Raw genomic sequence first — 13304 nt, 5'->3', positions numbered from 1 at the left:
GTTTCAGACGAGTGATGAAACGAACCTCCACCCCGCACCTGCACGGCGGGGTTTTGCCCCAATGGTTTCCCCGACCCAGTTGCTTGTAGGCGAGTCACTGGCCGACGCGAATTTAGCCTTTTGCAGAAGATCGGCAGGTTGACGCAAACGAGCGTTTCTACACCATGAGGCCGCTTGGCTGACCTATCCTGAAGCATGGTCAATGCTCTTTACACTGGGCGACGTTCGAAGTCGCCCGCTCTCACCGGCTTGCCGAACGCTGCGGCCTTCGCTGGCTTATGACGGCCCCACGCCCTGACCAAGAGAACCAGTTGGAGATGAGTCAGCTTCAAAACATCGTCGACGTCAGCACCGACTGCATTAAAGTGCTTGATCTCGACGCCCACCTGCTCTCGATGAATGCTGGCGGGATGGTCACCATGGAGATCGGCGACTTCAGTCTTTGCCAGCACCAACGCTGGCCGAGCTTCTGGGAAGGAGAGGCCCGCCTTCAGGTCGAACGTGCCCTCGAAGCGGCCAGAGCGGGAGAAGCTTCGGTCTTTGAGGGGCCAGCCCAGACGTTTGCGGGGACGCCCAAGTGGTGGGAAGTCCGGATCTCACCGATTCGGGATCAAGGCGGCACCGTCACCAAGTTGCTGGCGATCTCACGCGACATCACCGCCCGCAAGACAGCCGAATTCCGGCTTCAAGAAAGTGAAGCGCGTCTGCGGGCCCAGGCTGAGTTGCTCAGTCTTCAGGCCAGCCAGAATGAACAGGCCCTGTTCGCTTTCGTGCGCTTCACGACGAAGGTGGCGAGCAGCACGGATTCTGAGCTGCTCGCCACCGCCGCGTCGGACGTGCTCAGAGAGGTGATCGGCGGGGCCATGAGCGGGTTTTACCTGATTCAGGGAGACACCGCCCATCCGCTGATGTTCTCCAGCAACACCCCGCCGGAAGTTCAGGCGCTCCGGCGGCCCGGGTTATCTGTTCAGTATCCCCTGATTCAGCAAGCGCTGGAACAACGCCGGGCCGCTTTTGCCGAGCACGACCAGGCCCGTCAGCAGTCGGTGGGCTACGCCAGTGCGCTGAGTATCATCCCCTACTTCCGGCAAGGCCAGCCGTATGCGCTGTTCGCCACCGGGATTGACCGCTCCAGTTGGTCGGCGCGGGAACGGGCCATCATCGAGTCTGTCGGCAACGGTTTAGGTCTGGCGCTGGAACGTGCTGGGCAGGCTCGGCAACTGATTGCCCAGCGCGACATGCTTCAGGCGGCCAATGAAGAACTCGAAGCCTTTGCCTATTCGGTCTCGCATGATCTGCGTACCCCGGTGCGCCACATCGTCAGCTTCGGGGCGCTGCTGCGCCGTTCCCTGCCCGAGCAGTTGGACGCCAAGACCCAGCGGTACTTCAACGTGGTGGAAACGGCCGCCGTTACCCTCAACCAGTTGATTGACGGCATGCTCGACCTCTCGCGCACTTCACGTCAGCCGCTTGAGGCCGGGCAGGTCGATCTGAGTCGCCTACTCGGCGCGGCGCGTCAGGAGATCGGGGCCGCCGAACCCTCACGCCAGATCACCTGGCAAGTCGCCCAGTTGCCGGTGGTCACGGGCGACGCCGCTTTGCTGCGCCGGGTGATGAGCGCCCTGCTGAGCAACGCCGTGAAGTACACCCGGCCACGCGAGGAGGCAGTGATCGAGGTGTGGGCCGAGGAGCGTGAGCAGAGTTGGGCCGTGTTTGTGCGCGACAACGGCGTGGGTTTTGATCCGCGCTACAAAGGCAAGCTGTTTACCGTTTTTCAGCGCCTGCACCGTCAAGAAGACTTTGAGGGTGCAGGAGTGAGTCTCGCCAACGCCCGGCGGATCATGGCCCGGCACGGGGGAGTGATGACCGCAGATGGTCAGATCGAGAAGGGAGCGACCTTCGGCTTTATCTTGCCGAAAGCGGCGAGTGATTGGGCTGAGCTGGCCCATTGACGCGGCCGCCGCCTCTACTCAGGTGGGCCAAGCACTCTACAGGCCAGCAGCGCTGCTGACCGAATTTTGGGCGGCGCTCTGCTGGGCCTGAAACTCAGAATTGAACGTAGCCCCAGTGAGCAGCGCTGCGAAGCGCCTACACTGCATCAGCTATGAACGATCTCAATACACAGAAGCCCTTTAACGCTGCTGCGGATCAAGCGGCGCAGCTGATCACCCACCTTCAGGGTGTGACGCAGGCGCTGGCCGCCGTTCGCCAGCAAAGTGAGGTCTTCGGCATTATCCTGAACGACGCGCTGGAAGCCCTTCAGGGCATCGCCGGAACCGTTTTGCTGGTACAGGACAACCGGCTGTACGTCGCGGCCCGGCGGGGTCACGATGAAGCCAGCGTCTGGCAGGACGGCACGCTGAGCGACTCGCGCCCCGGCCCGGACGTTTTGTGTTCCAACACCCCGCTTTTCTTCAGCGGCAGCGGCGATCTGGTTCGGGCTTATCCCCAGCTCGAAGTCCACAGCGGCGGCGTGGCGGCGGTGGCCAGCGCGGTGTTGCCGATGGTCGAAGATGGTCAGCCGCTGGGCGTGATCGTGCTGGACTTCCGCGAGCCGCACGACTTCACCCATGATGAGGAGCGCTTCCTCCTGACGCTGGCCGGGCAGTGCGCTCTGGCACTCGACCGGGTGCGGCTCTCGGGGAGTTTGGAGCGCCAAGTGCAGGGCCGCACCGCCGAACTCGAAGCCTTCGTGCGTTTTACTGAACTGGCCGACGGAGAGACGGACGTGCTGGCTCTGGCGGCGCACGCCGGAGAGGTGCTGAGCCTGCTTTTTCCCGGTTGCACCAGCGGTTACTACGCTCTAGAAGACGGAGCCTGGAAACTCAAGGTCTACAGCCGCGATCTGGAAGCTGACCCAGACCTTCTGGCCTCGCTCAAGGCTGGGCTGCCGCTGGACACGCCGGTGTTTGCTCAGTCGGCGCAAACCGGCGGCCCGGTGTTTGTCGAGGGCTGGAACCCGGACAAAGAGCAGATTGCCCAGACCGGGGCCTACCAGAGTGTCGGCACCTATCCGTTGTCGGTCAGCGGCAGCATCCAAGCGGTCTTCGTGGTGGGCCGCAGAGACACTCCGCACTGGACGGCCCACCAGCGAGCGGTGTTTCATTCGGTGGGCCGCAGTCTCAAACTGGCCCTCGAGCGTACCGAGCAGACCCGGCAGCTGAAGCTGCAGCGCGACATGCTTCAGGCGTCCAACGAGGAACTCGAAGCCTTTACCTACTCAGTTTCGCACGATCTGCGCACGCCGGTGCGGCACATCATCGGTTTTGGCGGCCTGCTGCGCCGCTCACTGCCGGGGCCGCTGAGCGAGAAAACGGAGCGCTACTTTGGCGTCATCGAAGCTGCCGCCGTCCACCTCAACCAGCTGATCGACGGTATCTTGGAGATCTCGCGCACCTCCCGGCAACCCCTCAAGGTGGGAAGTGTTGATCTTTGCCGGTTGGTTGAGATGGTTCGCAAAGAGCTGAGCGCGGCCGCCCCAGACCGGCACTTCAGCTGGAAAGTCGCTGAGCTGCCGGTGGTCACGGGCGACGCTGATCTGCTGCGGCGGGTGGTGATGGCCCTGCTGAGCAACGCGGTGAAGTACACCCGCACCCGTGAGCAGGCCGTCATCGAGATCTGGGCTGAGGAGCAGCCGCAGAGCTGGACGGTGCTGGTGCGCGACAACGGAATAGGCTTCGGGCCGCAGTACCAGGGCAAGCTGTTTACGATGTTCCAGCGCCTGCACCATCAGGAGGAGTATGAGGGAGCAGGGGTGGATCTGGCGAATGCCCGGCGGATCGTGACCCGGCACGGCGGTACGGTGATGGCACAGGGCCGCCCTGGCGTGGGGGCCACCTTCGGCTTCACCTTGCCCAAAGTCGCCGTCCAGCATGAGAAAACTGCTCTCTAGGGCGGTTATCCCCTCGCGCTCCCGAGTCCCGCCCTGCGCGGGCACGCTGATTTATCAAGGAAGAAGCCATCAAAAATAAGCGTTCCAGACGTGCTGAGCTGCCGCAGCAGACCAAGCGAAAGCAACACAGCTGTGCCGTTTATGCTCAGGCGGTGGCAAAGCCAAATGGTGTGGCTGAAGACCGCCAGAAAAAACGGGTAGGTGGTGGATTGCTGAGCACCCAGCCCACTTTTGCCCGCTCTCACCACCTTGCCGCAGCCCTGCTCAGGGTACACTGGTCGGGTGAAACTCGATCTGGATCAACTACTGACACTCTCCAACCTCAACGGTGTGCCCGGACGCGAGGACGCCGTGCGGGAGTACGTCCAACAGCAACTCGGCGGCCTGGTGGACGATTTGCGCGTCGACGCTTTGGGCAACCTGATTGCCTTCCGGGCGGGCCGGGACGCGCCCAATGGCAAAGTCAAAGAGCGGGTGATGCTCAGCGCCCACATGGACGAGATCGGCTTTCTGGTGCGCTACATCGACGAGCGGGGCTTTTTGCGCCTCCAACCGCTGGGCGGCTTCGATCCGCGCAACCTGTTTGCCCGCAATGTGACGGTGCAGACGCGCGGCGGAACCTTGCCCGGCGTTCTGACTCCGGGAGGCCGCCCTATCCATATCTCCAACCCTGAAGACCGCAGCAAGGTGCCGGAACTGCGGGCCTTTTTTGTGGATTTGGGTCTGGACGCGGCGGCGGTGCGCCAGCAGGTGCGGGTTGGCGATATGGTCACGCTCGACCAGCAGGCGCGGCGGATGGGTGATTTGGTGGTGGGTAAGGCGCTCGACGACCGCGCCAGCGTTTTCATGCAGCTCGAAGTGCTGCGTCAGTTGACCGGCCCGCCACGCCACGACCTCTATGCGGTGTTCAGCACCCAAGAAGAAGTCGGGCTGCGCGGCGCAGTCACCGCCGCTTACAGCGTGCAGCCGACCATAGGCATCGGACTGGACGTGACGCTGGCCGTCGATACGCCGGGTGTCGAGGCGGACGAGGCGGTGACGCGGATGGGAGAAGGCATCGGCATCAAGGTCTACGACAGCAGCATGATCAGCACCCGCTGGCTGGTCGACGAGTTCGTGGACTTGGCTGAGCAAGCAGGCGTCGCGTATCAGTTGGAAGTGCTCTCGCAGGGCGGCACCGACGGCGCGGCCATTCAAGGCAGCCGCTCGGGAGTGCCGACGCTGACACTCAGTCTACCGACCCGTTACATCCACAGCGTCACCGAAGCGGTGCATGTCAGCGATCTGGAAGCGGGCGTCGCCTTGCTGCTGGCTTACCTGAAGTAAATAGGCGTGGTTTCGCCACGGTGCGCCGTCCGGTAGCGCTCTGGCAAGCCGCCTGCGTGGCCTGCCGAACTGATAGGGGGCGGGTAGAACCCCCAGCCACTTGCGATCATAATCATAAGTAGTTTGATGCTACCGACTGATCCCACCCGTACCCCTGCTGCCCAGAGCGCAGCCACCTCGTTTACTGTTGACGGGTTGGCTCCAGACCATTTGCGTCGGCGCGTTTATCTGGGATCGACAGCGCTGGGCGTCGGCGTTTTGATAGGAAGCTGGATCATCAATATTCAGGCGCCGCGTCCTGATCCCTACATTTCAATTGGGCATCCTCTTTTGCTGTTGCAGTGTATATGGATCATGGTCTGGCTGCTTCAGGGCCGCGCTCTGAACGTCGCTGAACGGGTGGTCTTGATCGTCAATTCCCTGTCCATCCTCGTGCAAATGCTGCTGGCCCTCGTTGCCAAAGACAGCCAGCTGATCGGCCTCACCAGCGCGGCGTATTGGATGCTGGTGGCCGTTTCGATTTTGGTTTTTTTGCTGTTCAACAACCGCCAAGCGCTCCTGCTCTGCGGCGGAATGTATACATTGGCGGTCGCCTTGCCGTGGAGCATTTTGCTTCTCCGGGGCGCTCAGCTCGGATCTTACGGCGTACTGGCCAGGGTTCAGCTGACCTGCGGCGCTGTGCTGGTGTTGTTGTCGCTGCTGGCGTGGTACAAAGAGCGCTTTGCGGCTGAACAAGGGCAGCGCCACCTCCTCGAACAGTTGGCCTACACCGATCCGTTAACGCAGCTTCCCAACCGTCACGCGCTCTACCTTGAGATTGACCGTCTCCTCACTGAAAGCGGTGAGGGCCATCACGGCTGTTTGATTTTGCTCGATATCGATCACTTTAAGCGTGTCAACGATATCTTCGGTCACACCATCGGCGATCAGGTACTCACTGAAATCGCTTCCCGTCTGCGGCGCGAGGTGGGGGCGCAGGGTTGTGTGGGGCGCTGGGGCGGTGAAGAGTTTCTGATCACTCTGCCTAGGGTCTCTCAGGATGATGGCTGCGCCTTGGCAGAGCGGTTACGCCACTCTGTAGCGGTACCACTGCTTACGCCGGCTGGTGTGGTGACGGCCAGTTTTGGGATCACGCCTTGCTTTGCCGGAGACGATTTGCAGCGTTTGACCGCCCGCGCCGACCGCGCCCTTTATGCTGCCAAGGAGTCAGGACGTAACCGGGTGGTCGTCGTGGCCGCTGATCCGGAAGATCAAGCGTCACCAGCGTTGACCGAATTCTCCTTATCGTGATGTGCAGCCGTGTTGCCTTACTCAGGCTGGTGGGGGAGCCCAACTAAGGCAACACAATCGGTGGTATTCAATCGCCGCCTCACACACTGCTTGGTGAGCGCGGACGAACATGGCAAAGCGCTGGCCGTAGATGGTCTCGTCGGGCGCTTCTGTAATCACAGTGAGAGGGCAAAGCGCCTCAGGATACTCGGCCAGCAAAAACGGCAACCCCCGAATCAATTCATAATGCGGTGGGCCGCTGTGCGCGGCTCCTGTCCGGCAGGCGCGGGTGGTGTGTGCTACCACGTCATCCATGTTGGTCAGGCGCGTAGCGATAGCGTCGGCTAATCTGCGGGCGCTGCGCTCATGCCCCGAGTGATACCGGATGATGGTCAGAAAACCGGCGGGCAGCGCCCAAGACTCGAATCCAAAAGGAGCGTAACCGCTGTAAGGCCGCACCCACTCGTGGGCCGGGTAGCCGTGCAAATTGAGGTGGAGCGACGCGCCGACCTCTCCAGCAGCCCAGGCCCGCGCACGGGCTTCCCAGCGGGGCTCGCCGTTTCTGAGCCTGAATTCCAGATCGTCACCCAGCGAGGTGTAGCGGGCGGCGTGGTGCATATGCTCAGGGCTAAGCTGGATCAGCGCCCGGTGGAGGTGGGCACCGTCTGGATTTTCCAAGGGCAGCACGGCAAAGGGCAGTGGGCTGGCCGCCAGCGTGCCGATGAGTTGCCCAGCGGCAACAGGGCCAGTGGTTTCGTTGGCGTGCTGGCCGCTGGTGAGTAGCACCCCGCGTGCCAGAAATTCTGGCCGATCTGCTGTGCTGCGCCGCAAAACGGCTGGCACAGGCCGTCCATCCACGCTGTAAGCTGGGATGGCCCACTCCAGGCCAAACTGCTCGGCCTGCTGGCGTGCGTAAGCCCAGGTGTGCGCCGGTTTCCAGGGCCGGTCAGTGGAGAGAGCGCCAACGTCTATTGCAGCAAGTTTGGGCAGGGCGACCGCAGTCTCGGCGGTGAACTCTGGAGGAAATGAAGACTCGCCCCAAGGCGTCAGCGTCACGCGCACCCAGCCATCTTGACCGGGCGTGCTGATTGTCACAGGCGCGATTCGGCCCGGCATCAGTGAGCGGTCGCCGACCGGAGTGCCTGCCTGCTGCTTGAGGGCGTCCAGCGTCCCGAAGTAGATCTCCTCGGTCAGCGCTTCGGTCATGCTGACCCGCTCATCCAGCACGTCCAGTGCAAAGTCTGGCTCGGAGAGGTGTAGGTTGACCGACAGATTTCTGAAGACTGGCAAAGCAGGCCGCTCACCGGCCAAGTTCAGCAGATGAGGCAGCACCACCTCGCCGTACCAATCCCAGAACAGTTCTCCATCGGTGGGCAGGCGCTCACCGCATAAAGTCACCGCCCCGCTTTTGACGGTCAACCAGCCGGTCGGGCCCAAGACCTCACGTCCGTCGGGTGAAGTGCGGTGGTGGAGGGGCACAGCGCAGGTTCCGCGCCAGAGCACGGTTTTCCCCCAGTAAAGAACCGCTTCATACTGAGTTGCCGAGCTGCCAGCTTCAAATTCTGCTTGTACGCCCTCGCGCTCCAGCAGGGCAGCGAGTGGGTAGAGTTCTTGTAAGAAGCGTCCCTGAGCTGCCGGCGCAATGACCGGATAAGTCACGCTGAGTCGGTCAGCTTGGTGACGTCTCCAGAGCGGCTGAATCTCCTCGGCCGCCCAGAAGTAGCCGGTTTTGTAGGCGCTCCGGACATGAACCGCCGCGCTCTGCCCACGTGCTCGGAATTTTTGAAGAATGGTGTTTTTTAGCCCAGCACGGACTTCCGGGGATTCGGACATGTAGGCGTGGACAATCAGCGGGCCGCCAGTGATCGGCAAATCGTCAAGCCGCCCGAGGAGGCGCTTCCCTTCCCACTGAAATTGCGCTTCCCAGACGGTGCGGGCTGGGCCGAGCCGGGTGGTGTTCTGACGGGGCGGTTGGTGCGTGGTGGGTAGGCGAGTAGGGGTCATCAGGGTCTTCCTTGGTGGATTGCAGGTTAGGGCGGCCATGTAGCCAAACGCCCAGTAGCTTAAGACCCAGCCACTTGGCGTTTGGGCAATGCCTCCGGCACTCCGAACAGTGAGGGTAGGTCAATCGCGCTGCTAATAGTCAGCACTGATCTGCACCGCGTCATGTATGTAGCGGCAAAACCAGCCCGCTTCAGGGCGATTTGCTCTTGAGATCAAGAATCTGCTCGAAGGTGTCTTGAAGGCAGGAGCGTCGGTTATTTGATTTTCCAGTCCTGATAGACGTAGTTCCAGACGGGATGCAGGTCGGTATTGGTCAGGCGCGGGTTGATGAAGTTGTACTGGACGGTGTTGTAGAGCGGCACCCAGGGAGCATCGGCCAGAATCTGTTTTTGTACCTTCTGGTAGCCGGGGAGCGCCTGCTTAAGCGGCTGTCCCCGTAGGGCTTCGAGTTGCTGATCTACTGCCGGGTTCTTGTAGGCCGAGAGGTTGAAGCCGCCAGGCTGGATGTAGGCCGCCTCGAACAGCACGTCGAGGAAATCCGAGGGATCGGGGTAATCCTGAAACCAGGCCGAGATGCCGATGCTGGTCGCGCCCGGCGTGGTGATGGTGTTGATGTACTCGGCCCCCGGCAGCGCCTTGATGGCGACTTTCATGCCCACGGCGGAGAGCTGCTGCTGCACGGCCTGAGCCAGCTTGGGCCCCGGCTCGTCAGCGGTGGTGATCAGTGTCAAGGTCTGGGAAGCGTCGTAGCCAGCTTGTTTGAGAAGCGCCTTGGATTTGGCAACGTCTTGGGTGCCGACCGGAATGGAGGCGTCGTAACCGGGCATACCGGGCGGCAGAATCTGCCCGGTGGTCTTGCCGCGCCCGTTGACGAGCTGCACCATGCGGGCCTTGTCGATGGCGAGGCTGACCGCCTGACGCACCAGCTTGTTGTTGAAAGGAGCCTTTTGGGTGTTCATGAACACGTATTCGGTGCCGACCTGCACCAGGCTCTTGACGTAGGCCTTGTACTGCGGGTTGGAGATGATGGACGCGAACTGCGCCGAGGGAATGCCGTTGCCCAGCACGTCTACCTGGCCGCGCTGGGCACGCAGCAGGGCGACCTGTTCGCTCAGGCCCAGCGAGAACTCGATACGGTCAATCTGAGCGGCCCCTGCTTTATCGAAGTAGCCAGGGTTCTTGACCAGCATCACCTTTTGCCCTGGTACCCACGAGTCAAGCAGGAACGGGCCGTTGGCGACGACATGGTGCGAAAAATCGCTGCCCCACTTTTCCACGGCCTTGCGCGGCACCGCCGCCGAGAACGGGGTGGCGAGCACGTTGAGGAAGGTGCGGTCGGGTTTGATGAGCTGGAACTCGATGGTGCTGGGGTCGATTACCTTGATGCCGCTGACGTCTTTGGCCTTGCCAGCCACAAAGTCGGCGGCCCCCACCAGATTGCCGAACCAGCCGCCAGTGCCGCCCTGCGGCGACTTGGTTTTGGGGTTGAGCACCCGCTCGAAGGCGTACTTGAAAGCGGCGGCGTCGGTCGGCTCGCCGTCTTGAAACTGAATGCCTTTCTTGAGATGAAAGGTGTAGGTCTTGTTGACCTTGCTGACCTGTCCCAAATCGGTGGCGGCCCAAGGCTTCAGGTTGGTGCCCTTGTCGTAGGTCAGCAGCGTGACGAACAGGGCGTGCTCCACCGGCCAGTTCTGAACGTCGTAGCCGATGGCCGGGTCGAGGCTCTGGAAATCGGACGGGTAACTCACCGTGACGGTGCTGGCCGCGAGCGCGGAACTCAGCGAGAGGGCGAGGGTCAAACCGAGGGCAGACAGAACAGCGGGCTTGGTCATGGAACTCCTTATCTGGGGGGAGAAGTCGGAAGGGTGGTTAGACGGTGATGCGCGGGTCGACCCAGCTGTACACCACGTCCACGATGATGTTGGCCACGACGATGCACAGCGCCGAAAACAGCACCGTGCCCATGATCATCGGCAGATCGATGTTCTGCACCGCCTGCCACGCCAGTGTGCCGATACCGGGCCAGCCGAAAACCTGCTCGATAATCAGTGCGCCGCCGAGCAGCACGCCGAGGTCGAGGGCCGTCATGGTGATCAGCGGGCGCAGAGCGTTCTTGAAGGCATGTTTGAGCATCACCCGGCTCGGCGAGACACCCTTGGCACGGGCGGTGCGGATGTAGTCCTCGCCCATCACTTCGAGTAAGCTGGCCCGGCCCATCCGGGCGTAGTAACCGGCCCCCGACAGACCCAGTGTCAGAGCGGGCAGCAGCAGACTGATCGGCCCGGCCTCCGCGCCGCCGAGGGGCAAAATCGGATACTTGAAGCCGAACACGTAAAGCAAGATGATGCCCAGCCAGAACGACGGCACCGCCAGCGTCAGCAGCACGAAGGTGCTCGCCAGTCCGTCGACGACCCGCAGTTTGGTGCCCGCTGCCAAGAGGCCCACCGACGCGCCAATCAGCACCTCGAAGGCCAGCCCGCCCAGCGCCAGCGCCAGCGTGTACGGAAAGCGCTGCAAGATGGTGGGCAACACCTGCTGCTCGGTCTTGTACGAGCGGCCCAGATCGCCCTGGGCAGCGTGGCCGAGAAAGCGCCCGTACTGCACGTAGAACGGCTGATCGAGGCCGAGCTGATGCGAGATGCTGCGAACCGTCTCGGCGGTGGCGTTGGGGCCAGCGATCATCCGGGCGGGGTCGGCCGGAACCTTGTAGCCGATGAAGAACGTCAGCAGCGAGGCAAACAGCAGCACCACCACGCTCCAGGCCACACGGCGCATTAAAAAGGTAAACATTCAGATCGCCTTCTTTCCGCTCTTGACGTCAAGCGCGTCGCGCAGGCCGTCACCGAGCAAGTTGAAACTCAGCACCGAGAGGCCCAGAAAGATGCCGGGGAAAATCACCAGCCAGGGGCTGACTGTCAGGTATTGCGAGCCGTCCGCGATCATGTTGCCCCAATCGGGAGTCGGTGGCTGTACTCCGATCCCGACGTAAGAAAGGGCCGCCACGAACAGCACGGTGGTCGAGAAATTGAGGGTGCTGTAGACCATCACCTGACCGAGAATCTGCGGCAGGGCGTGGCGGAAGATGATACGGGCGTCGCTGGCCCCCAGGGCGCGGGCCGCCTCGACATATTCGCGCCGCCGCACCGAAAGCAGTTCGGCCCGGATCACCCGCGCCAGATAAAACCAGCCCACTCCGCCGATCACACCGATAATCACGCCGATGCCGGGGCGCAGTACTGCCGCCAGAAACGCCGCCAGGAGCAGCACCGGGAAGCTGATCAGCACGTCGGTCAGGCGCATGATCAGGGTGTCGGTCAGCCCGCCGAAGTACCCGGCCAGCGTACCGAGCAGGAGCGCGATAGACGTGGCAATCAAGTTCGAGAGCACGGCGACGAGCAGTGAAGTACGGGTGCCGAAAATCAGGCGGCTGTAGAGGTCGCGGCCCAGCGCGTCGGTGCCGAACCAGAAGGTGTGGGTTGGTGGCAGCGGCGCACCGAGTTCCGAAAGGCCATTGGGGTACTGCGTGACCGGGTCATGCGGTGCCAGCCACGGCGCAAAAACGCAGATCGCGATCAGCAGCGCAGTGATCAGCAGTCCCGCCACTGCGCCCGGTTGCCGCCGAAAGCGCCTCCACGCGGCAGCCGAAGCGGTGCGGGTCTTGAGTTGCCTCTGGGGCAGCGCTGAAGCGTCAACGTTCACGGTAGACCTCACTCGGTAACCTCATTCAACACCAAAAGACCAAATTCAGCTTGAACACTCACTCAGAAGAGGGCGTAAACTGTCCGGCCTCTACGTCCGCGAGAAAGGTCTTGAGCGCCGTGAAATAGGTGTCCTGATCGTCCCACATGCTCAGGTGACTGCCATCCTCGCAGATGGACACCCGGCTGTTGGGCACTCGGTGGCCCATCTCCTCGATGTCGGCAGGCCGCATGGTGTCGTGCCGCCCGACCGATAGCAGCGTCGGCACGTGGATGCGGCGCAGATCTTCCCAGCGGTTCCAGTCTTTGAAGTTGCCGGTGACGAGAAATTCGTTGGGCCCCTGCATGGTGTTGTAAACCGGCTGGGCGAGGTGACCGAACATGCGCTGCACCGGCTCGGGCCAAGGAACCACCCGGCAGATGTGCTGGTTGTAGAGCTGCGTGAGCAGTTCCTGGTATTCGGGGTCGTCCAGCGTGCCAGCCGCTTCGTGGGCCTTCATCACCGCGACTTGTGCTGGGGCCATCCGCCCCCGCAGTTCATTGATGTACTCGGTGTACGAGGCGATGCTGGCTGTCATATTGCTGACGATCAGGCCTTTGAGATGAGACTGGTATTTGAGGGCATATTCGATACCGAGCATTCCGCCCCAAGAATTGCCGAACAAATAAAACGACTCCAAACCGAGGGCAGACCGGACTTGCTCGACTTCTTCTCGGAAGCGTTCCACCGTCCACAAGCTCGTGTCGTCTGGTTGATCCGAGTAAAAGCTGCCGAGCTGATCGTAGTAATAGAAGGTGTACTCGTCCGGCGAGAGAAACGCTTCAAAGCTCTCGAAATACTCGTGGGTACAGCCGGGGCCGCCGTGCAGCAGCAGCAGCGTGATCGGGCCGTGGCCGACCCGCCGGGTATACACCCGATAAGCACCGCCGACGGTGATGTGCCGAACTTCATCTGCGCTGGGCTGAACGTTGGATGGGGTCATGGCAGCTCCCGATAACTTGAAGAGGATGGCGGGGCGAAGTTCTTCCTGAAAAAGTGACGACGAAAGTCGACTGAAGGGTAACCCAAATTCACCATATCGTCAATCGAAGCGAATTCTATACATCAGACGAAG

9 protein-coding genes are annotated in these 13304 nt (G+C 61.9%); 4 read left to right on the top strand and 5 right to left on the bottom strand.

Translation table 11 applies throughout. From position 1 onward, the window contains the following. Positions 1-278 precede the first annotated feature (278 nt). From EHF33_RS18635 to EHF33_RS18620, 4 genes are all read left to right on the top strand, one after another. On the top strand, positions 279-1952 hold the full coding sequence (locus EHF33_RS18635; protein ID WP_124875030.1) for a sensor histidine kinase: 1674 nt from the start codon (positions 279-281) through the stop codon (positions 1950-1952). Between the two features lie 152 nt (positions 1953-2104). Further along, on the top strand, positions 2105-3892 hold the full coding sequence (locus EHF33_RS18630) for an ATP-binding protein (protein WP_124875028.1): 1788 nt from the start codon (positions 2105-2107) through the stop codon (positions 3890-3892). A 282-nt stretch (positions 3893-4174) separates the two neighbouring features. Beyond that, positions 4175-5218, top strand: a complete 1044-nt coding sequence (locus tag EHF33_RS18625) for a M42 family metallopeptidase (protein WP_241191456.1) — start codon at positions 4175-4177, stop codon at positions 5216-5218. Positions 5219-5344: 126 nt separating this feature from the next. Next, the gene (locus EHF33_RS18620; protein WP_124875026.1) at positions 5345-6508 is read left to right on the top strand and encodes a GGDEF domain-containing protein; all 1164 of its coding nucleotides are present in this window, start codon (positions 5345-5347) and stop codon (positions 6506-6508) included. Between the two features lie 21 nt (positions 6509-6529). Here EHF33_RS18620 and EHF33_RS18615 read toward each other — a convergent pair whose 3' ends face one another. The 5 genes from EHF33_RS18615 to EHF33_RS18595 form a co-directional block, all read right to left on the bottom strand. After that, the gene (locus EHF33_RS18615; RefSeq protein ID WP_241191455.1) at positions 6530-8491 is read right to left on the bottom strand and encodes a zinc carboxypeptidase; all 1962 of its coding nucleotides are present in this window, start codon (positions 8489-8491) and stop codon (positions 6530-6532) included. A 254-nt stretch (positions 8492-8745) separates the two neighbouring features. Then, a complete protein-coding gene (locus tag EHF33_RS18610; RefSeq protein ID WP_124875024.1) occupies positions 8746-10323 on the bottom strand; it encodes an ABC transporter substrate-binding protein in 1578 nt (525 codons plus the stop codon). A 37-nt stretch (positions 10324-10360) separates the two neighbouring features. Next, a complete protein-coding gene (locus EHF33_RS18605; RefSeq protein ID WP_124875022.1) occupies positions 10361-11281 on the bottom strand; it encodes an ABC transporter permease in 921 nt (306 codons plus the stop codon). After that, positions 11282-12190, bottom strand: coding sequence for an ABC transporter permease (locus EHF33_RS18600; protein WP_241191454.1), 909 nt, complete (start codon positions 12188-12190; stop codon positions 11282-11284). It abuts the gene before it with no gap. A 58-nt stretch (positions 12191-12248) separates the two neighbouring features. Then, positions 12249-13172 carry a proline iminopeptidase-family hydrolase gene (locus EHF33_RS18595; protein WP_124875020.1) on the bottom strand — a complete coding sequence of 308 codons (924 nt, stop codon included), beginning with the start codon at positions 13170-13172 and terminating at the stop codon, positions 12249-12251. Positions 13173-13304: the final 132 nt, after the last annotated feature.

The organism is Deinococcus psychrotolerans (genome assembly GCF_003860465.1).
GTDB lineage: Bacteria > Deinococcota > Deinococci > Deinococcales > Deinococcaceae > Deinococcus > Deinococcus psychrotolerans.
Note: the sequence above shows the minus strand (reverse complement) of the source record. Positions and strands in the feature narration are given on the sequence as shown.